The sequence below is a fragment of the Enterobacter huaxiensis genome (assembly GCF_003594935.2).
Lineage (GTDB): Bacteria > Pseudomonadota > Gammaproteobacteria > Enterobacterales > Enterobacteriaceae > Enterobacter > Enterobacter huaxiensis.
In genome coordinates, this window is sequence record NZ_CP043343.1 from 74185 (window position 1) to 95559 (window position 21375).

At 42.4% G+C, this 21375-nt stretch carries 15 protein-coding genes and 10 pseudogenes; 16 read left to right on the forward strand and 9 right to left on the reverse strand.

Annotation, left to right across the window (positions count from 1 at the left end; all coding sequences use genetic code 11):
* Window positions 1-189: 189 nt before the first annotated feature.
* The 4 pseudogenes from D5067_RS23760 to D5067_RS23775 all read right to left on the reverse strand — a co-directional run.
* Window positions 190-533 (reverse strand): annotated as a pseudogene (locus D5067_RS23760) (ISNCY family transposase); the annotation flags it as partial.
* Window positions 532-1815: pseudogene (locus D5067_RS23765) on the reverse strand (ISNCY family transposase); the annotation flags it as partial. The pseudogenes D5067_RS23760 and D5067_RS23765, both read right to left, overlap by 2 nt.
* Window positions 1816-1983: 168 nt before the next feature.
* Window positions 1984-3299, reverse strand: a pseudogene (locus tag D5067_RS23770) (ISNCY family transposase).
* Window positions 3300-3458: 159 nt separating this feature from the next.
* Window positions 3459-3845, reverse strand: a pseudogene (locus tag D5067_RS23775) (helix-turn-helix domain-containing protein); the annotation flags it as partial.
* 122 nt (window positions 3846-3967) lie between these two features.
* Here D5067_RS23775 and D5067_RS23780 point away from each other — a divergent pair.
* Window positions 3968-5497 (forward strand): IS3 family transposase, encoded by a 1530-nt coding sequence (locus D5067_RS23780; protein WP_119937967.1) that lies wholly within the window; start codon window positions 3968-3970, stop codon window positions 5495-5497.
* Window positions 5498-5661: 164 nt separating this feature from the next.
* On the opposite strand, the pseudogene D5067_RS23785 reads toward D5067_RS23780, so the two are convergent.
* Window positions 5662-5861 (reverse strand): annotated as a pseudogene (locus tag D5067_RS23785) (GNAT family N-acetyltransferase); the annotation flags it as partial.
* A gap of 351 nt (window positions 5862-6212) precedes the next feature.
* On the opposite strand from D5067_RS23785, the gene D5067_RS23790 reads away from it, so the two are divergent.
* The 4 genes from D5067_RS23790 to D5067_RS23805 all read left to right on the forward strand — a co-directional run bounded on the left by D5067_RS23790 (window position 6213) and on the right by D5067_RS23805 (window position 9780).
* Window positions 6213-7205: a fimbrial protein gene (locus D5067_RS23790; RefSeq protein WP_119937968.1), complete on the forward strand. Its 993-nt coding sequence runs from the start codon at window positions 6213-6215 to the stop codon at window positions 7203-7205.
* A gap of 37 nt (window positions 7206-7242) precedes the next feature.
* Window positions 7243-7575 (forward strand): EmrE family multidrug efflux SMR transporter, encoded by a 333-nt coding sequence (locus tag D5067_RS23795; RefSeq protein ID WP_119937969.1) that lies wholly within the window; start codon window positions 7243-7245, stop codon window positions 7573-7575.
* A gap of 331 nt (window positions 7576-7906) precedes the next feature.
* Complete coding sequence (locus tag D5067_RS23800) at window positions 7907-8920, forward strand: fimbrial protein (protein WP_119937970.1); 1014 nt, start codon at window positions 7907-7909, stop codon at window positions 8918-8920.
* Window positions 8921-9039: 119 nt separating this feature from the next.
* Window positions 9040-9780 carry a carbonic anhydrase gene (locus D5067_RS23805; RefSeq protein ID WP_119937971.1) on the forward strand — a complete coding sequence of 247 codons (741 nt, stop codon included), beginning with the start codon at window positions 9040-9042 and terminating at the stop codon, window positions 9778-9780.
* A gap of 563 nt (window positions 9781-10343) precedes the next feature.
* Here the strand turns inward: D5067_RS23805 and D5067_RS24195 are convergent.
* The 3 genes from D5067_RS24195 to D5067_RS23820 all read right to left on the reverse strand — a co-directional run bounded on the left by D5067_RS24195 (window position 10344) and on the right by D5067_RS23820 (window position 11971).
* The gene (locus D5067_RS24195) at window positions 10344-10475 is read right to left on the reverse strand and encodes a transposase (protein ID WP_374208622.1); all 132 of its coding nucleotides are present in this window, start codon (window positions 10473-10475) and stop codon (window positions 10344-10346) included.
* Between the two features lie 346 nt (window positions 10476-10821).
* Entirely contained in the window at window positions 10822-11241 is a 420-nt protein-coding gene (locus tag D5067_RS23815; RefSeq protein ID WP_133302830.1) for a hypothetical protein, read from the reverse strand.
* Window positions 11234-11971: a winged helix-turn-helix domain-containing protein gene (locus tag D5067_RS23820; protein WP_160117942.1), complete on the reverse strand. Its 738-nt coding sequence runs from the start codon at window positions 11969-11971 to the stop codon at window positions 11234-11236. The genes D5067_RS23815 and D5067_RS23820 overlap by 8 nt, the downstream gene beginning before the upstream one ends.
* 239 nt (window positions 11972-12210) lie before the next feature.
* On the opposite strand from D5067_RS23820, the gene D5067_RS23825 reads away from it, so the two are divergent.
* The 3 genes from D5067_RS23825 (at window position 12211) to D5067_RS23835 (ending at window position 13715) form a co-directional block, all read left to right on the forward strand.
* Window positions 12211-12420 carry a hypothetical protein gene (locus D5067_RS23825; protein WP_133302831.1) on the forward strand — a complete coding sequence of 70 codons (210 nt, stop codon included), beginning with the start codon at window positions 12211-12213 and terminating at the stop codon, window positions 12418-12420.
* Between the two features lie 83 nt (window positions 12421-12503).
* Window positions 12504-13094 (forward strand): hypothetical protein, encoded by a 591-nt coding sequence (locus tag D5067_RS23830; RefSeq protein ID WP_133302832.1) that lies wholly within the window; start codon window positions 12504-12506, stop codon window positions 13092-13094.
* Between the two features lie 12 nt (window positions 13095-13106).
* Window positions 13107-13715 (forward strand): helix-turn-helix transcriptional regulator, encoded by a 609-nt coding sequence (locus D5067_RS23835; RefSeq protein WP_119937973.1) that lies wholly within the window; start codon window positions 13107-13109, stop codon window positions 13713-13715.
* Between the two features lie 278 nt (window positions 13716-13993).
* On the opposite strand, the pseudogene D5067_RS23840 reads toward D5067_RS23835, so the two are convergent.
* Window positions 13994-15110 (reverse strand): annotated as a pseudogene (locus D5067_RS23840) (RNA-guided endonuclease InsQ/TnpB family protein).
* An 81-nt stretch (window positions 15111-15191) separates the two neighbouring features.
* Here D5067_RS23840 and tnpA point away from each other — a divergent pair.
* The 8 genes and pseudogenes from tnpA (at window position 15192) to D5067_RS23880 (ending at window position 21124) form a co-directional block, all read left to right on the forward strand.
* Window positions 15192-15671 carry an IS200/IS605 family transposase gene (gene tnpA / locus D5067_RS23845; protein WP_162844795.1) on the forward strand — a complete coding sequence of 160 codons (480 nt, stop codon included), beginning with the start codon at window positions 15192-15194 and terminating at the stop codon, window positions 15669-15671.
* A gap of 591 nt (window positions 15672-16262) precedes the next feature.
* Window positions 16263-16965, forward strand: a pseudogene (locus tag D5067_RS23850) (transposase); the annotation flags it as partial.
* Window positions 16966-17160: 195 nt separating this feature from the next.
* Window positions 17161-18393 carry a GGDEF domain-containing protein gene (locus D5067_RS23855; protein ID WP_160117943.1) on the forward strand — a complete coding sequence of 411 codons (1233 nt, stop codon included), beginning with the start codon at window positions 17161-17163 and terminating at the stop codon, window positions 18391-18393.
* Window positions 18394-18521: 128 nt separating this feature from the next.
* Window positions 18522-18707, forward strand: a pseudogene (locus D5067_RS23860) (transposase); the annotation flags it as partial.
* 36 nt (window positions 18708-18743) lie between these two features.
* Window positions 18744-18958: pseudogene (locus tag D5067_RS23865) on the forward strand (hypothetical protein); the annotation flags it as partial.
* Window positions 18959-19209: 251 nt separating this feature from the next.
* Window positions 19210-19788: pseudogene (locus tag D5067_RS23870) on the forward strand (recombinase family protein).
* Between the two features lie 230 nt (window positions 19789-20018).
* Window positions 20019-20312 carry a DUF4158 domain-containing protein gene (locus D5067_RS23875; RefSeq protein WP_119937977.1) on the forward strand — a complete coding sequence of 98 codons (294 nt, stop codon included), beginning with the start codon at window positions 20019-20021 and terminating at the stop codon, window positions 20310-20312.
* The gene (locus tag D5067_RS23880) at window positions 20294-21124 is read left to right on the forward strand and encodes a hypothetical protein (RefSeq protein ID WP_133302835.1); all 831 of its coding nucleotides are present in this window, start codon (window positions 20294-20296) and stop codon (window positions 21122-21124) included. Before D5067_RS23875 ends, D5067_RS23880 begins: the two co-directional genes overlap by 19 nt.
* The last annotated feature ends 251 nt before the right edge of the window (window positions 21125-21375 follow it).

Consider the following 21375-nt stretch of genomic DNA (forward strand, 5'->3'; position numbering starts at 1 on the left):
GTTCAGCTCGTTCATGGATCGGCCGGACAGAGTTTGTCCATCTCCGTCGGTGGCCTGCTTGTTGTTAATCCTGAAGACGCTGGCCTTGTCTCTGTAGAACACCAAAGGCTCACTGTAATGCTCCAGATAGCCCAAGATGGCTTCAAAATAGGTAAAGTTGGCTCAGAACTGACGAACAGAAGCTGCACAGGCGTTGGCTGTTTCAATGCTACTGATCCCTTCGAGGCGCATCTCCTTTATATGCCGGTCCTGAAGTGTTTGATTCGCTCATTCTACGCGACCTTTCGCCTGTGGGCTGTTGGCACAAATCAGCTCGATCCCCAGTTCCAAAAGTACGCGACAAAACTGAGTGACGCCGGTTGTAGTGGACCGCCATTATTGGCCCTGAAAATACCATGCTTGTCACTGTAGAACGCCAGCGGTTTGCCGTGTTGCTCGAGATACTCGCGGGTGACCATCATGTAATCAAAGGCTGATTCAGTCTCGTCGAATCGGAGGTGCATCAGGCGCCCAGTAGCATCATCAATGAAGACGTCTGCGGGAAGGCTCATCACCAGAACCAGATAACGGTTGTGAACGATTATTGTCCCGTTTTTTCTGGACCTGACGGGCAATATCCAACACATGGCCAAGTCTCTTGTTATCCACAATTGCGACGGGATCTACCTCAGACAATCGGTCATAGGTGGAGTAGGGCTGCAGCACGCCATTTAGTCGCAGCTCCTTATGTCCGTCAGGATAGTGCCAGACATCAATATACTTGCCGATGGCTCTTCGACTGTATTCGCTGAAATAGAGCCGTTTATCGTATTGTACTGTCAGGCTTTTTGATACACGACGGGGCTCTCGCCAGGTAAATTCCGCATCCAGGTCATCGTCTAATGCCAGTGGCCGGTGCGCGTTAAAATAATGCAAAGGTGCTTTGGCAAAGCGTCGGTTATAATCCGCCATGTATTCTTCCGCAAATGCATTCGCAGCTTCTATCGTACTGATCCCTTTAAGCCTGAGCTCCTTAACCAGCCGATTCTGAAGTGTCAGATGAACACGTTCCACTCGCCCTTTGGCCTGGCTGGTTTCCGCGCACAGCGGTGTGATATTGAGGCAGCGCATGGCTCGGGCAAACTACGTTTTACCGGGACCGGTGATGGCATGTTTATTATTGACCCGGAAGACGCTGGCTTTATCGCTATAAAGGATCATGGGCTTACCGTATTTCTCGATATAGCCACGGGTCGCTTCAAAATAGGTAAAGGTGGACTCAGATTTCACAAACAGCAGGTACATCAGACGACTGGTGGCATCGTCGACATAGACCAGTGCCGTACAGGGCCGACCCCGATTTTCAAACCAGTGATGGTCACAGCCGTCAATCTGTATCAGCTCGCCAGTACAGGGCCGCCGGTAACGGGGCTGATGAATTTTCGGTGCGCGTTGTCTTCGAGGGATCCAGAGTCCGGCTTTTAACATCAGGCGCCTGATGGTTTTCTTGCCAAGGACCAGACCGTGAACTTCCTCCAGCTTTTCCCGGGCCAGCGTGGGGCCAAAATCGCGGTAGCGTTTTCGTATGATACTCAGTGCTAGGTCAGTTAGTGATGTGGGCAACAGGCGGTTGCCAGTGCGACCGCGACTCTGGTTGTTCATACTAAGCGGTCCGGACTGGCGATAACGCTTCAGCAAACGACTGCAATGACGTGGCGTAATGCCGAGCATCTCAGCAGCCTGACCAGGACGCAGGTTACGTTCTATGACATCCTGAAGGATTTTGAGGCGGTTGATTTCTTTCGGGGTGAACATCCCAGCGTCATGTATAGCCATAGAAAACTCCTCATCAGGAAAAGTGAGTCGTTGGCTAGACCTATAGCCAGGACATTCCCTAATGAGCCACAAATAGACATTAGCATTGAGCCTTCACAAAGTTTGTCTGGGCTGTTTTTAAAGGTCCGCTTTGTGGCTAAATTAAACTGTCCGCGTGTGTGTTAAGTTTCAGCTTTTGCCGAAGATTTCCTGGCTCCTTGACTGGAGTTGCTGAAGGGCTTCCAGCAAGTCGTTCTGATTCAGACTTCGTTGTGATTTCTTGCCGGGTTGCTTCTTTCTACGTGAGGTCTGGCCGTCAAGTGATGGCAGGGCCTGCGAGCGGGTGTTGTCCCGTTTGTCCTGAATCAGCTTTATCATCTCCAGAGCTCGTCCCAGGCGCTTGTTATCGACGATAGCTCCCTGGTCCAGTTCTCCCAGCCGGTCGTACGTGATGAAGGGCAGGGAAGTACCGTTAGCCCGGAGCTCAATAGTGCCGTCCGGATACTGCCAGACATCAATGTATTTCCCCTGAAAACGCCGGTTTTCTTCATTATCTTCAAGCAGATATAGCTTCTTATCGTACTGTAATGTCAGGTTTTTTGAGACCTTACGTAGTTCACGCCAGGTGAATGTTGCCTACAGGTTTTCATTATTCTCAAGCGGACGGTGAACGTCGAAATCGTGACGAGGTGACTTTGCAAACCGGCGGTTGTAGTCAGCCATGAACTCTTCGGCAAAGGCGTTTGCGGCCTCTGGTGTACTGATACCACGGAGCCGCAGCTCCTTGACCAGGCGGTCCTGTAACATGAGGTGAGCCCGTTCTACACGGCCTTTGGCTGAACTGGTGTTGGCGCAGATGCCGGTGATGTTCAGCTCGTTCATGGCACGACCTAACTGAGTCTGGCCATCTCCGCCGGTGGCCTGCTTGTTGTTGATCCTGAAGACACTGGCCTTGTCACTGTAGAACGCCAGAGGCTTACCGTAACGCTCCAGATAGCGCTGGGTGGCTTCAAAATAGGTGAAAGTGGACTCAGAACTGACGAACAGAAGCTGCATCAGCCGGCTCGTCGCATCATCAGTGCAGGCCGGACCACGATCCTCGAACCAGCGATGCTCACACAGCCATCAATCTGGATGAGTTCTCCGGTGCAGGCCCGACGCGGTCGTGGCTGATGTACACACGGCGGCCGTAACTTGCGAGGGATCCATAAACCAGCCTGAGTCATCAGCTTGCGTACCGTCTCTTTGGCCAGATACAACCCATGAACCTCGGCAAGCTTCTCACAGGCTAAAGTCGGGCCAAAATCACCGTAACGTTCGCGGATAATACGCAGTGCTCGTTCAGCGAGGCCCGGCATGAGTTGCCGGTTGCCGGGCTGGCCACGACGACGGTTAACAAGTGAAAGCGGCCCATGTTCACGATAGCGCTCCAGCAACCGTCGGCAGTGTCTGTCAGATATCTCAAGCCGGGTTGCTGCAAGACGTGTGGTAAGACGGCGGTCGATAACGTCCTAAAGGATCCTGAGTCGGTTTACATCGTTCATTGAGAAAAACTCCGTTCCGTATGCCGTCATGAGTCTTATCCTTTGAAAGCAATTATCGCTGTGGTGAGACTGTAGCGCGGACATGTCATTTGGTCAGAGACGGACATCTTAATTTAGCTACTTGGATTGATGAACGCGGGGCCTGCGACGCGAATAAGGAACCCAGAGCCCATCAGCTGTCATCCATTTTCTGAGCGTTTCAACAGATACTGTAATGTTATGACGTTCGCGTAATTTTTCTGCGGCCAGGGTAGGTCCAAAGTCGCTGTAATGATCGTGAAGTAACGAAAGAACACGCAGCTTCAGTGACTCAGGAAGCCTGTGATTACCGGGGCGTCCACGCCGAAGGTTTACCAGTCCTGCAGTGCCAGACTCGCGAAAGCGGTTCATTAAACGCTGTGTCTGACGTTCGGTCAGAGCAAGCTGATGAGCTGCATCACGACGGCACATGCGTTTTTCAATAACTGACTGAATGACATTGATCCGGCTGAGTTCTTTATCTGACATGGTCACAAGCATCCTGATGTCTCCATGGCCTGAGGATTGGATCCTTTATGCCAGAAAAAGTGACATCACTAAATGGGTTAAATGGGGTGCGGACGAATTCCTGGACCTTCAGGAGTTAATTTATGCATTCATATGAGGAGCGTATCCGGGTCGTTGAACTCTATTACCGGTACGGTAAAAAAGCCTCTGTGGTTGTTAGAGAGCTCGGGTATCCGTCCACAAAACAGCTGGGCCGTTGGGTGCGGATCTATGAAGATACCGGCGACTTACCCAGAGATTTAAAGCCAAGAGAACGTTATTCACGTGCGCAGAAAATAGCTGCTGTTGAGCATTATCTCACGCACGGTGGATGCCTGTCGTTCACACGTCGCGCCATTGGTTATCCCAGCAACGAGGTTCTTAAATCTTGGATTCAGGAGTTTTACCCAAACGCGCGCCCCCTGGTCATTCGCTCAGGCCCAAACAAATGCTTTAGCCAGGAAGAGAGAGCTCAGGCCGTCCGTGAGCTCTGTAGCCGACATGGAACCGCGCGTAAAGTTGCACAAAGCATAGGCGTCAGCGTTCCGGTCCTGTACAAATGGAAGAAAGACCTTATCAGTGACGAGGCTTATCAATCCATGCGTAAACGTAATACGGCTTCACTGGGAAATAATCAGGATGTGTTGCTCGGTGAAATCCAGCGTCTCAGGCAGCAGGTTCATCAGCTGCAGCTCGAACGAGACATACTGACAAAAGCGAATGAACTGATAAAAAAAGACATGGGCATCAACCTTCTGACCCTGAAGAACAGGGAGAAAACCCAGATAGTTGATGCCCTTAAGAAAAAGTATCCCGTTGCAGAGTTGCTTAGCGTGCTGCAACTTGCCCGCAGCTGTTATTTTTACCACAAAGCGAGCCTGCGTCGGTGTGACAAGTATGCGGAAATACGCGTGATCATGTCTGATATCTTTGAGGAGAATTACCGTTGTTACGGCTACCGGCGTCTTCACGCGATGCTTCGCGGTAACAACAGGATTATTTCTGAGAAGGTCGTCCGCAAACTGATGGCAGAAGAACAGCTCTTTGTTAAGCGCACCAGACGACGATACAGCTCTTACTGTGGTGAAATCGGCCCGGCACCGGAAAATCTGCTCGCCCGTGATTTTAGTTCCTGCAGGCCAAATGAAAAATGGCTGACCGATATTACTGAGTTTCTGCTTCCGGCTGGAAAAGTCTATCTGTCGCCGATTATCGACTGCTTTGATGGCCAGGTCGTGAGCTGGTCGATAGGAACACGCCCGGACGCTACGCTGGTGAATACCATGCTCGATGATGCGCTCAGCACACTCAGCACAAATGACAAACCAGTGATACACAGCGACCGGGGCGGCCATTACCGATGGCCGGGCTGGCTTGATCGTATCAACACATCCGGACTTAAAAGGTCCATGTCGCGCAAAGGATGTTCGTCGGATAATGCGGCGTGTGAAGGCTTCTTCGGGCGGGTCAAAAATGAAATGTTCTATGGCAGAAACTGGGCGGGTATAACGCTGGAAAAATTTATCTACTTACTGGACAGATACATACGCTGGTACAATGAGAAGCGTATCAAGCTATCATTAGGTGCAATGAGTCCGGTGAAGTACCGACAGCATCTTGGGATCACAACATAACAGTCCAGGAAAACATCCGCAGCCCCCAAATAGACATTATCATTGAGTCCCTACACCCTACATGATCACTTCGCATAACAAAGATTATGTTAAACGACAATAAAAAAGACCATAATATCAATGGATTAAAAATTCCCTTTCTACCCTCTTCTTCCCGCATTATGTTATGGAAGCTTAAGGGAAAGTGTCCGCTCCTTGGTTTTCGATGCAGTGAAGCTCTGGTGGACATAAAAGCGTTTAGCTTCAACAGTCAGTGCATGACCATAATGGCACGACCCCCAATATTATCGGCTACTCTGTAACACCGTAATACGGCATCATGCAGCAAATCAGCCCCACGCCCTTTCCCATGAAACCCGGAATCTGGCCCAGGCGGATATCTTCGATTACATTTAAGTGTTCTACAACTTGGCCTCGTCGTGAGGACAGCATTTTTCTAATGTCGTGATGACAGTCCATAAAGGTATTTAGTTTAACATTGATTTTTTATAAAGTTTTATAGTAGTGCCACTTCTCTTCAATTTTGATAAAAAAACACACCATATAAAAATAAAGAAAATCCTATTTTTTAAGGTTATGATTGAAATGCCCAGTGATTTAGATTAATATCTAAAAAGAATTAAGCGATTCGATATGTTTATTGTACATTCGCATCTTCCTTCTAATAAGATATTGTTTATAGGATGTAGATAATAAAGCATAGAAAGAGTATCTCATGATAAAAAAATATAATAAATTTCTTTGTTCGTTATTTCTTATTTTATCATTCAATAGCTTTTCAAGCACAACGTTCAGCTTTAAATCTGGTACTAAAGTTATAACTTGCGGCAACTTATCAAGTGATAACTCGCTACAGAAGTTAGATCTAGATTTCGGTACTATAACTGTACCACAAAATGCTTCTGTTGGGACTGTCCTTTCACGTGTAAATATTGGTACATTCAATTTAATATACGGTTGTGATAATAGTTACTATAACAAAGGAGATGGTTTCAGTCTAAATCTTGGCTATAATAACATTGATGAGTCTCAATATGGAGGCGGTGTTTATAATACATCCATTCCTGGGCTAGGGATTAGAATATCGAATACACAGATTGGAGCCATGCCTTACTCTTCTGCACAACGGTCAGCAAAAGCTCAGCTTAATATGCCGCTGGTAGCCGAACTTGTTAAAATATCAGATGATATAACTAGTGGAACTTTATCTTCAGTAAACTTACTGGAGTTAACATTCTCTAATGCGATCTACAAGGCTAACATCGGTGAAGTAAATTTAGTTAATACTTCGATTATATATCCTTCATGTAATTTAGATACTAAGACTATCCAAGTTGATTTAGGTAGTAAAAACAAATTAGATTTTGATAAAGTGGGATCTTACTCTGAAAGTAATAAATTCAATATTGTTTTGAACTGTAATCAGGGTACAAATATTCAATTTAAAATAACCCCTGGTGCTGCAGGTGGTTTTGATAATGAAAATGGTGTACTTAATCAGGATGAAAGCTCGACATCGAAAGGCTATGGCGTTCAAATTCTTAAGGATTCAAATCCGTTGATTTTTGGTCAAGAAATGTCTGCAGGAAAGTCTGATGAATCTGGAAGAGTTGAGATCCCTTTAAACGCTAGACTATACAAATTATCAGAGTTCGTATCACCTGGAATTGTTAAAGCGTCAGCAACGTTTACCATCACATACAATTGATATGTGATTTATAATATCAAAATTTATGAGTGTTGAAATGAAAACATATGTTTTTTTGGCAATTGCTATTATTGCTGAAGTAATTGGCACAACCTTAATGAAAAGCTCAGAGGGTTTTACGAAACTCTGGCCATCTTTAGCCACTGCTTTTTTTTACTGTGCCGCATTTTACTCGTTGTCACAGACTCTTGAATCTATTCCAACAGGAATAGCTTATGCAATATGGTCGGGTGTCGGTATCGTTCTTATAAGCATTATTGCGTGGATTGTAAATGGTCAACGCCTTGATTTTGCATCAATTATTGGTATGTGCATGATTTGTTTAGGTGTTGTTGTGATCAATGTTTTTTCTAAAACTGCAGTACACTAAGCAGACTATTAAATATTATTAATGAGTTGGCATTGACTTCATTTAAATAACATATGGACCTAGAGTGTCAACAAGGGAGTAGTAACGAAAATCATATTTCTTGGAGTTTTTATTACAAGGTCAATCTTAAGATAGTCATTTGTAAGTAATTCTAAAGCCATATATATTAACGTCATGTATTTCTTATTTTAAATTACGTGATGGTTTTTTAATACTAGATGTGTTATTTTTTTCATCAAAAATACATATGTGTATTATCTATATGTCCGTATCGTTTAAAATTAATTTTTCTAATGTAAACTCAATCGTCCTATATGATTAAGGATAATATATGGTTTTTTATAACAAGAAAATTTCAGTATCTCTGATTTTGATGTTCTTATCATGTTTTACACATTATGCTCACGCAACATGTACCCGTTATCTAACTAATCCGATTAATGAAACCACCCTAAATTTTGGCACAATTATAGCGGATAATGACGCAGCTATTGGTTCTGTCCTAGCTACAGCTACTGTTCCTGCTACTCACAATTCATATCTAACCTGTGGTGCTCCTTATATTGATCTTTATTCAATGTTGGTGATGTTCACTGAAGCATCTACAACTGTCGACAATACCATGCAAACTAACTTACCCGGCGTAGGAATTCGCATTGAAGTTCCTAAAAATACGGTTCCTACCCCTTCAACTCCAACAGGTCCGTATATAAAATACGTTAATGACACAACTTATAATCAATCGAGGGCAAATATAAATTCCGATAGAAAAACCGGTTTGGCCTCTTACAATGTTGAGTTAGTGAAAACCGGTCCTATTACAGGGGGGGAGCTAACATCGGGATGGTTACTAAGAACGGTCTCTGCAATAAGTGCCTCCACTCAATATACTATGTCAAGATTGTATATTGGTGGTGGAACAATAGTTTCACAATCGTGTAAAGTTGATAATAATGTTATTAATGTTACGATGAATGATGTTATGGACACTGATTTTAATGGCTTAGGAAGTACAACTCCTGAAGTTAGTTTTAACATCCCATTGCAATGTGAAGCCAGCCAGAAAGTTACTGTTAAATTATCTGCAGGTGCCTCTGGTGGTTTCGATAGTGCAAAAGGAATTCTTAATCTAGATACAGTGAGTGATAGTACAGTAGCCGAAGGGGTTGGATTGCAAATATTATTTAATAATAATCCTGTGCCATTCGAAACAGATTTAAGTGTCGGGACGTCTACAGTTGGCGCTTATAACATTCCCTTCACTGCTCGTTACTATCAGACTGGAGCGAAGGTTAGCGCAGGCATTGCCAATGCATCAGCCTCTGTCTTACTTACTTATGAGTGATCAACAATAAAAATTGTCAGTGCTATTTTTATTGTTCACCTATTAAGAGGTGACTTATGAACTCCCTAGTGTTTTGGATAAATTTCATGTGGCCTTACAAATATTGATTGGAGAACCTTTTGAAAAATAATCAACCGACGCAACCGTCACGCCGAAAAATTCTGAAACAAACACTTGCTGTTTCAGCTATTTCTTTCACAGGCATAGCGGCCTTATCAATGCCCTCAATATCTTTTGCGGCATCACTAAGAAAAGAGGAACGTGATGCAATGACGCCAGATGCTGTGATTGAACATTTTAAAAATGGTAATTTACGCTTTCGGGAAAATAGGCCTGCTAAACATGATTATCTTGCACAGAAGCGAAGCAGCATTGCTGGTCAGTATCCTGCTGCGGTGATCCTTAGTTGCATTGACTCACGCGCGCCAGCAGAAATTGTACTGGATGCGGGCATAGGGGAAACGTTTAATTCACGAGTTGCGGGGAATATAAGCAATCGTGATATGCTTGGTAGCATGGAGTTTGCATGCGCAATTGCAGGTGCTAAAGTGGTGCTAGTCATGGGACATACCCGTTGCGGTGCTGTGCGTGGTGCTATAGATAATGCTGAATTAGGTAACCTTACTGCTATGCTGGATGAAATTAAACCAGCGATTGAAAGAACAGAGTACAGTGGAGAACGCAAAGGGAGCAATTATGAATTTGTTGATGCTGTAGCCCGAAAGAATGTTGAGCTAACTATCGAAAATATACGTAGAAATAGCCCGGTGCTAAAAGAGCTTGAAGACCAGAAGAAAATCAAGATTGTTGGAAGCATGTACATGCTTACTGGAGGAAAAGTTGATTTTTTTGAAGTGTAAAGTTTATCTGTGAGTGTTTCACTTCATGGAGCATGTACTCCTCCTTCTCTGTATACATTTCTTTTCTCACAATGAGGCCTGTTCTAAGGCCTCTGGCCTGACGCCAACGAGATGTGTGTGGCATCACAGGCTCGGTTGTAGAACACTTCAATGTATTCCAAGATGTACATCCCGCTGGATCTCGGGTTGTGCATATTCATCTTGCTGATGAATTCTTTCTTCAACGAACTTAAGAATGGTTCGTTCACCACTTTATGACAACAGTTGCCTTGTCAGTTCATGCGCGGTGCCTAGTTTTTGGCCCGACAGAAGTGCGACCAGTCATCAGTTGATGGCCTCGCCTACGATTCACTCATCTCTGCTAGGTGATGAGTAATGCTCAGCCACTACCTGCAGGGTTCATTCCGCGAGGTACCTGGCCATGAATGGTAAACTTTACTGCCCAGATACAAACTTCGACATCCTGGGGGTACTGAGTCCGAATGTTGTTATCAGATTAGTGATTTGCTCACACTTAAAGGCTGTTTTATAGCTTTTTAGATAATATCTTTCAGCGCCCGGTTCTACAGGCTCGGGTCGGTAAACATCTGTTTAAGGCATCGATTGTCGTCCTCAAAATCCTTGATCTTTTTAATGTTAGAAACTTCCTTGCCGCCGTATCTGTACTTCCAGTTACAGTAGGTAGCCTCAGCGATATCGGCCCATTAACAGATCACTTAGCTCTAAATGAATTTATTCACATGATGTTCTTCCCTGACTTTATGTATATCTACCTTGTATATTGGCAAAATTCGTAGCCAATATATCTAATATGAAAGCCGCGATTATGTGAGAGAGTTGCAATACTGAGCTGTAACTAATAATTTCAGTGAAAATGTGGATTGGCTTTTTCGATATTGAATCCATCTTAATTATTTTTAATAAACAACAATGATTTTATTGATAATTTACAAGGCGGAAATTTTGTAATAATTTCATCAATTAAAAACTCTCCTTAAATAGAGAGTTCTCAAATTTGGGGTGATTAAAACCTATATATAGTCAAGGGAGAGGTGGGCATATAGCAAACGTACCATATTCAGATGTTAATCGTAGAGAATTTGCAATCTTCTGAAATCCTAACTTATAACTCTCCTTCCCTTTTCGACAATTATTGAATGCGGCCATGGGATAATTACTGTAACTTTTGCAATCAGTAACTTCTTGTTTTTCAATTTTAATGACCCCATTCCCACTAAACATTTCATATGTAAAGGTGAGCGTTGAGTTTTGACTACCTTTCTGAAATATCTCTTTGATATTTATGCTGCCATTCTTATTACTTTCAAAGTTTAATGATATATAGTATTTTGTACGCTGATTCTCTATCTCAAGTAAGCTTACACAGCTATATCCTGACATATCCTTTCCGTGACCATGCAATGGTAATAAGAGGATTGGAATTAGTATATTTCTATTCATCTGTCATCCTTACGTAGTTTTTGCAAGCAATAATCTTGTCATTATTGGTTATACATCGGCCAATATAAAATAATTCTGGCCTTTCCAGGTCGAATGCTCCAGGGACGAATACAAAAATTTTTTCCTCTTCCTTACAATCATCTATGTTTACGGCTTCATTTTTAATTAATTTCATGATCGTTTCCACTTGGGTTGATGAAAGTTGATCAAAAGTATATACAGCGCATTTACCCACAGTACCTGACTGATATGCAAAATCAAATCGATTTTTATTATATGCATTCTCAAATAAGGTATATATTGCAACAATGACTGACACACAGATTAAAGTGTATACAATCTTTATTCTGGGTTTTCTTTTCCTTCCGCCATCATTTTTAATTGTCGTCGCATTTTCATTTTCGATTTGAAAGTGAATTTTTAAAGAATATCCTTTACCCTGTGTGTTTATTATTAAATCACGATTTAACCCAACATTATCAAATGCTTTTCTGAGATTAAAAACGCTAAGTGTGACGTTATTGTAAGAGCCACTCTTGCCTTTAGATATCCATAAAAAATATATAATCCAATTGAGGCTTACTTCTCTCCCTTTAGCTAAAAGAAGAAGTTTAAGTAAATCAGCTGAGGTGCTCGATAATTGCACTAAGTTTCTAACGTCACCTATTACTTGAAGATAGTTCATCTCTCCATGCACAAACAGCACAGTAGAGTTAAGAATAAATTTCATTTTTATTATCCATGAATGCAGGTTTTTTTTTGCAGTAAAACTATATTTGTAAATTTCATGAAACGCCATTATCAAACAAATATACAACATTAAATCACGTAAATGTTATATATTGTAGATTAATATCACAAATAATGTGTTAATTAAGTTAATAGTTCTGGTGGTGTTTTTTTTCAGCCATACTGTTTGTGGTCCAAACGAATCCTTGTGTTTTATAGGCTTTTTACAGGTATATTGATATGAAACATTTCAATAACATAGTTTTTTCAACTCCTTATCTTGCCATGCCAAATGGCGCAGGTTTTATTTGTGCTACCGCTGTTTATTTATTGCTCGTTTTTCGAGATTGTATCGAAATAAAAATAAAAGGCAGTCATAAATCAAGTGCAAATGCTGAAATTGTAGATGAATGCACTGCTTTGGATCGTTTTTATAGATTGTTGATTTAAGGTAAATTGACAATATAATCACATCTGTCTTTATCAGAAATTATTTAACTTCTATTTACGGTTTAAATACTATTGGTCTTCTCATGCCTAAAATAACAGAAAAAAATCATAAGGTGATAATTGATGCTATGCATAAACATGCTATTCCTGCAGTTCCTTCAGCGGTTACGAACGCTAAAAGAAAATATGAATTTATAAGAGGCAAGGAAAAAGTAATATATTTGGTTTATGAAGGTGATTTTTTCCTTAAATCTTATTATAAAGAAAGAATTCTTGGCTATGTTACTTACCCTTCTGTGCATGGAACGCTTAACAACCATGATCAATTAACTTATCTTGAGAGAATTGATTATGGAGTCATACACTATATGTCCTCTGTTTTTTTTTGGAGAAAAATCAATGAGTATTTTCTTCACAAAGAAATAACAAGCATAATGTCTGATAGTTATTGTGACATGATAAAAAACGCCACGTTAATGAAAGGAGATACATTTCAAGATATTCAAAATATAGTTAATAACATAAAACTATTACCTCTATCTGTTAGGTCTAAATATACAGTTCTTTATTTAGTTGAGCATTCATCCTTTTATTCCAAAAGGACAATTAGTAGAGTTATTTCCGAGCTAACAAAACTCGGGATAATTCAGCTTCGTGGTGGCTATCTTAAATAATTAAGGTTGAGCATGAACATTTACATTCAAACTGCAAATAACTATTTGCGCTCCGGTCTCGAGCTGTTTTTTTTAAATGACTTTTTCGATAAAAAGGTTAGTTTTCTAGATAATAATGTTGATAATATCAAGTATGCTGATGTTATTATAATGCAAATGAACGCTAACTCAATTTTCATTTGTCACGAACAATTACGCCACAGAAAGATTGGTAGCGTTTTGATTATACTTTCCGATAATTTTTCTCGTGATGAAAATGAGTTGCACTTATGCATTAGGGACGCTTACTTCGTTTCAACAAAAAATGTTAAGTTAGAGTTAAGTAATATTTTTTATAAACTTAAGAATAATGATTGTAGTGACTGTTTAGATATGGTGGTGAATTGCGAGAAATGTTGTTTTAAATACCTTACTCCTTCACAGTTGCTGATTCTGTATGCCCTTAGAGAAGGTTACGAGATAACTGAAATATCTGGTGCTCTCAAAATTAGTATCGGGACAGTAGCTACTCAGATTCATAGAGTTAAGAAAAACTTTAATCTCAAAAGCTCTAATGACCTTTTTGAGTTTATTAACTCTGTTTCTTTAAGATGTAACTTCCCGCTTAAGTATAAAGAATAGTCGGGTTGTTTTATTATTTTTAATGCTACTTAGTTAATAGTTTTATAATAGCACGTACGTGATACATTTGAAGTTAAAAATCCTCCCTCAATACCAGAGCCTAAAGGTCCACTGCTGATGGCTCCTGCAGGTTATCGGTTGGTATCAGGGTCTGGCGCTCAATGAAACGAAAACTCACGTTAAGGGATTTGATAGAAAGATGCTAACTCTCAAAATTTTTCCAGCATCCCTTGTTTTGACATCCTGCCTGCACCAAAGTACGCGAATTTCTACAGCGTTCAGGCCAAAGCCTGACTTTCGTCGGTGGGTTCCCGGTCAGACTGCACTCTCCTTCCACAGGCAGGCACGGCATGTTCTGCAGCTAATATGTTACTTGCGCCGTTGATATCGGCGTTCTCGGTGTAACCGCATACCTGACACACGAATTTACTTTGCGTTTGACGGTTTTCTTTCGCCGTATTACCGCAGCAGGCGCACCGGTTGCTGTTATATGCCGGAGGTACAGCAAGACCTGACCAACGCGCCAGAACTGCTTGTACTCAAGCTGATGACGCATTTCGTACCAGCCCTGATCCAGTATCGAGCGGTTCATACCTTATTTAGCTCTGACGTATCTTTTGCCGATTTCGACATGTTACCAACCTTCAAGTCTTCAATGATGATCATCGCGAGGTTTTTGCTGATTTCACTGGTGACTTTGTGAAGGTAGTCCCGCCGGATATTGGCAATGTGCGAGTGATGACGTTTGATTTTACCATTCTGTTTCTGCCATTTGGCACTGAATTTAACTTTGCGGCTTAACTGGTGTTGAAGTATTGCCAGCTTGCGCTAGTTTGCTTTAAAGCTTTTGACTGGACGGTATATCGTGCCATTAGAAAGCGTTGCTAATTTTGTGACTACGGCATCCAGACCAACTATCGACTCAGCATATGAACCGGATCAGCCACTTCGTATTCCGTCTGGATACTGACGTACCATTTGCCGCATGAATGGCTGACCGTGACGTTTTTCACTTCGCCGATGACTTCACGCCTATTGCGTTAGCATGCCACCCCAACTTTGGGAGCGGTATACGATTGTTGGCCTGATCGAGCTTCACGCCTTGTGGGTTGGGTAACCGAATGCATCGTTTTGGGCGCGTTTCTTGAAACGAGGAAATGTTGTACGCTTCTGGAAGAAATTTTTGTAGCCGCGCTCCAGATCTTTCAGTGACTGCTACAACGGCTGTGATGGCGCGTCTTTTAGCCATTGGGTTTCAGGGTGTGATTTCCACTTAATAAGACATGAAGCCATTTGTGTGTATGGAATATACTTATTTTCAGCCTCATAATTCTCACCCTGAAGCGCTAACGCACGATTGAAAACGAAGCGACAAGCCCCTTCGAAGCACCGCATATCACGCGCCTTCTGACCATTTGGTTTTAACTGGAATTAGAAGACTTGAAGTCGTTTACGACTATCATTATATTTTGGTCTATGACACAAGAAACAGATATACGGCGCGGAAGACACTGTGTTTTCCTGATGCAGGTTCACTTGGTATTCGTTGCCAAGTATCGACGAAATATATTCGATCTTGATGCCATCGAAAAGCTACGCAGCTACTTTAGCAGCGTATGTGCTGATTTCGGTGTTGAACTGGTTGAACTGGTTGAACTGGTTGAACTGGTTGAACTGGTTGAACTGGTTGAACTGGTTGAACTGGTTGAACTGGACGGCCAATGCGACCATGTGCATTTGCTGATCAATTACTCGCCAAAGCTTGCAGTATCGAATCTGGTCAACAGTCTCAAGGACTTATCCAGCATGCTTCTTTGTCGTGATCGTCCTGAAATCGCCCAACGCTATTACTACAAAAACGTTCTGTGGACGCCAAGCTATTTTGCAAGTAGCTGCGGAAGTGCGCCGATTTCGATTATCCGTGAATACATTGAGCAGCAGCAAACACCAGGTTAGCGGGAAAACCGCGCCTTATTTTAACGGTCAGCTGCACCCAAAGTGAACAGTGCCGCGCTAATGCAGGTTGTAGACAATCTCAATAACACCGGTAACAAGGTATGATGACGTGATTTTTGAATATTTTTTCACAAGGAATAGAAACTCCCCTCCTCAGACTTTATCTCCGGAATAAATCTTTTGCATAGCAAACACCAATTCATACCCGTTAATCTTCAATGCACAAAAGGAAATTTTTGCAAAGTTTAGTAGATGGTTTTAAATGGAAGGTCAACAATGAAAAATAAATTTTGGAATTTTTTTGCGTTTTTTGGTGTTATGTTTAGGTTGCGCCTGAGTTATTAATTAAATGTGAATATGAAACTTTATTATCTAATTTTCCGTTGGTATTATTTCTGGCGCAGGAGGTAATACATTTTATGCTTATTCTCAAATGAGAATTTTTACTACCTATAACGATTACGTTTCTTAACGGAATAAGCGATGCAAAGTTAGCCTGAATGAATCACCACGTTTTAAACAGATGCCTCGTAGTCGTTAAAGATGGCTTAAACAGAAGCGCATATAAACAATACTAGTTATCCTGAATAGTTGAAAATTAAAGCTGTTAAACAGGTTATTGATCGTCGGCACTCTGTTTCCAGTGTTGCAACACGTCTCGATATCACTATCCACAGTCTTTATGTCTGGATAAAGAAGTACGGAGCGGTCTCTTCCGTCAACAAAGTACAGTCAGATGCTCAGGCTGAGATCCGCCGTCTCCAGAAAGAGCTAGAGCGGTTACTAACGGACGGGACATATTAAAAAAACGCGGTGTATTTTGCAAGTCTGCCAGACTGAAGTACGCTTTGTCCGTGACAACTTCTGTTGTTGGCCTGTTCGTCTGCTCTGTCGGGTGCTGAAAGTTCATTCGAGTGGGTTTTACGCCTGTCTTCAGCAGCCGCATTCACTACGATATCAGGCGAATCTCAGACTGGCTGGACAAATCAAACAGTTCTGACTGGATTCCGGTTGCGTTCAAGCTATCGCAAGATCCATCTCGACCAGAAAGATTGCGGGTAACAATGTGGGATAAAACGGGTCTGGCAGCTGGTGATGCGTTCCGGGATAAAGGCTCAGATCGGATCTCGAAGCAAACGAGCGCATAAAGCTGACGCCAGTATCGTGGCACCCAACGAACTCCTGCGTCAGTTCAACCCGGAAACACTGGATAAACCTTGAGTAACAGACATAACTTTACAAAGGCTACCTATATCGGACCGTAGTGGTTGACATGCTCTCGCGCAAATTTTTGGTATAATTTAAAGCTTTTTCTGTATAGTTTGTATATCAGAATCACTTTTGTTAAAGGTAGAAAAAATTGAGGACGTCTGTTTACATTAAAATAATAACTAAACTGGTTCGCTCGTCGTTTCTGGTGCCAGTTATTTCGTTCTTTTTGATGGTTTCACTTTGTGCGTCCTTCGCTTACTTTCAGGTTAGGCAAAATATGGATAAGATCACAGATGAATTTTTTCTTAATACCGAAGATTTTTTCTTTGATAATGAAAACATCGCTGAAGCTATTTCTTCTGCTTACACTAACCTGCTAAATATGAAATCTGACATGAATGAATCTAATACTGTCTTGCTAAAAATGGCAACAAATAAAATCTATAAAATACACAAAAAAACAGATGGTTACCATAGTCTGGGGAAGCGTTACGTTATTTCGACTGACACCAAGCAGTTAATCGGTTTCAATCGGGCTTATGACTTTAAAAAGGAGACTGAACTCTATCCGTCTTTTAAATCTATTCTAATCAATAAACTCCCCCTTTATATTGAAAGGAAACTTGCTAAGTCCGTTGTGGATAAGGGATTGACATCCACCCAGATTTACCTTGATCCTGTCACCGGAAAGAAAACCTATAGTCTCCTCAGTTTTATCTATGATTTCACAAACAATCAGGTCGCAGGTGTCCTTTTTTACGATCGCGATGCCTCTGAGTTTATATCTAACTTTGCTAAAAATATCCCTAATAATAATTACGATTATTCAATTCATGATAACTACGATGGTTCCGAAATCTGTATAAAAGGCAGTTGTAATACAGATGATATTACGTCTGATATTCGCTACTCTTATCGTTATACATTTCGCGTTTCCGAAAGCTATCTTGGCGCGTTTTTGATGAATCCTTTATTATTAGATTCATTCATACTAATATTCTTCATGATTTCTATTGTTTATGTTCTTTACATAAAAAAGCTGTATAAAACAGAGCGTGCAGCGCTGACAGATCAACTGACTGGTAGTTTTAATCGCAATGTTCTTGATCTACTTAGTGAAGCCGAGATATCAGTCTGTCATATCGCTATATTTGACTGTAATAAGTTTAAGCAAATTAATGATACATACGGCCATCATGCTGGTGATCTTGCTCTGATTCATGTATCCGGTACGCTAAGAAGATCAGTCCGGATTGAAGATTACGTTATCCGTCTGGGGGGGGATGAATTCTGTATTATCATTTTTTCATATGATTATGAAAATGCCAAAAATATTGCCGCCCGAGCAGCTTTTGAAGTTAATAATTCATCTTTTACTGTCAATGGCAATAAGTTGTCAATCGAGGTAAGCCATGGTGTCTCTTCGTTGCTGACAGGCCTTGATCATGGGCTCAGGGAAGCTGATAGTGCTATGTATAGGAACAAAAATATACGCGAGGAGCATCGCTGATTATTGCCCTGATATTTAATTGTGCAATTCATTCTCAGTATGGTAGTGGTCGGCATATCTTACCATCAATAGGCTGACCCCACTACAGTAGGCGATCCTGTCCTATAGTTTGAGTATAGGAGGAGCATATGGGCACACCACGATTTACACCTGAATTTAACCGTCAGATAACGGAACGCGGTTAATTTGTCACTGAAGTTTCTGAGCGGCCGGGCGTTTCAGCACACAGTCTCTATAAGTGGCTACGGACTAACAGCGAGCAACATGCCCGCTATTTACTGGAAGCCAAAAGCGAGATCCTGAAACTACGAGCGTGATTAAAACCTACTCTACAGCACTTTTAAAGGCAGGGCGAGATGAGTCCGATGCAGCTGCGTGAAACGACGCTGGAGCCAAATGCCGCCGTCTGGTTCAGCTGACCATCAGCGACGAAGACGAACAGCAGACCAACGCCATGATGGATATGCTCCTTGCCAAGAAGCGTTCGGAAGACCGACGTAACTGGCTGCAAGATAAAGGCGATATGGCGCCTGATACACTGGCCCTCAGCCTCACCGGAGGCTGAGGGCACGCCCGGCACCGGGGACGTTGCGCCATTATTTCGTCAGCGAAACGCTGACCGGCGCTGTCGGTAGGAAACCTGCCAATGGCATCTATCTGCCGTCGAGCCTGTTTTCACCGGAGCATGTTGTTGCCCGATTGAAGAAAGCTGGCACTACCCTTCAAGAAACCTGGCTTTCAAGCCATTCAAATACTGGTATAACCATAGGTTTTGAATAAGAACTCATCGGAATATATTCACTTTGGCTACCATAAATGAAAATTGCTCGCATCTATGAGAGAGTCAGTACATCAGAACAGGATCTGACACGCTAGGCTGGCATCGAAAAAACGGCCATTGCCAGTGGTTTTTATATCGCGGGTATTTATCGGGAAAAAGCATCGGGTGCCAGAGCTGACAGACCTGGGCTTCTCCGCATGATCGCCGACCTTCAGCCAGGTGATGTGGTGATAGTCGAAAAAATTGACCGTATCAGTCCTCTCCCTCTTCCTGAAGCTGAAAAACTGATTGCTTCCATCAGAGACAACGGTACCCGGCTGGCTATTCCGGGCATAGTGGATTTTTCAGAAGTGGTTGCAGGCAATGATGGTGTCTCCCGCATTGTCCTTGAATCTGTTCAGGAGTTGTTGCTGAAACTTGTCCTCAAGACCGCGCGAGATGACTACGAAATAAGGCGGGAAAGACAGCGACAGGGGGTTCAGCTCGCCAAAGTTGCAGGCAACTACGCAGGCAGGAAGGCCGATCTCGTGACCCATGAGCGTATCATAATCCTCCGGCAGTCCGGGTTAACCATTGAGCGCACAGCCACGCTGGCCGGATGCAGCATCAGCTAGGTCAAACGCGTCTGGGCAATCCATCAGTCGCAAAAAATTTCGTGATATGCCCATGAACTAAGGATGGTTTACGATGCCAGTTAATTTTCTTTCCGAAGATCAAAAAGCAGGTTACGGTAACTATCATGGCGAACTGACAAAGGAAACACTGACTCGCTATTTTATCTTGATAATTTTGGTCGGATGAATATTTCAGAAAAACGGGAGACCATAACCGGTTAGGCTATGCCATATTATTATGTACGGTCCGTTGCCCCGGTTGCTTCTCCGATTTAACGACAATAATTCCGATTGCTGTCATTAATTTTCTGGCAGAGCAAATGCATATTGAGAGTGGTAGTAAGTCGCTTAATACATATAATTCAGGAAAGCAGCGCCGACAAAACATAGATGATATAACAAAAAAATATGGTTACACGGAGTTTACAGACACCCGCGTGGCGTTTTCACTAACCCGCTGGTTATATTCTTTATACTGGACCGGAACGAGTCGTCCGGATATTCGTTGCTCGAACGCAATATAGCCAGGTTACGCAGCAGGCTTGAAAACCGGCTCTGGTATTCACTGGCGACTTGCATTGATGACTCTCAGGCTCAACTGCTTCTGGAGCTTCTTTCGGTTCCAGCCGGCAGCCGCTATTTGTTACTCGATCAGTTACGTACTGGGCCCACTATAGTGAATGCCACATCACTAGTGCAGGCCATAAGCCGCCTTCAGACAATACGTAACCTGGGAGTGACATTACCAGCAATTACGCCCGTTTCGGATATCTGTATTACTGCCCTAGCACGTTATGCCTCAACGGCTAAAACAACAACCCTTCAGCGCTTACCAGAAAAACGAAAACTGGCTACGCTTGTTGCATTCTCCTGCTGTATGGAGGCGACGGCTCAGGATGATGCACTTGAATTACTTGAAGTACTACTCCGGGATTTGTTCAATGAAGCGGTTCAGACAGATAAACGGAACCGCCAACGAATACTTAAAGATCTGGATCGTGCAGCAGAAATACTGGTAAAAGCATGTCGAATGATCCTTGACGACAAGTTACCTGATACTGATGTTCGTGATAATATCTTCAATATCATTCCAGAAAATATACTGAAACATGCTGTAGATAATGAGACATCACTTATTCGACCAGCTAATAACGTTTACTTCAATGAGCTTGATGCTAAATTCAAAACGGTACGGCGTTTTTTACCTGATTTACTTTTCAGGATACATTTTGAAGGCAATGCCTCAGCTGAAACATTAATTGAAGCGCTTTGCTGGATTGAAGTTAATTTAAAAAAGAAAAAGACAGATAGCGATGCACCACGGGGAAATAATTAATTAACCGTGGCAGCAACATGTGATAAGAAAAGATGGCAGTATTGATTTTCACGCCTATACATTTTTTGCACTTAAGGATCTTCAGCTTACACTGAAAAAACGGCATATTTATGTCAATCCCAGCTGGCGTTACGCAGATCCCCGGGCAGGACTCATCGAAGGTAAGGAATAGGAAGCTCTGCGTCCAATAATTTGTCGCTCTCTGGGATTATCATCAGCACCAGGAGTCATTCTGTCGGCCATCGCAACAG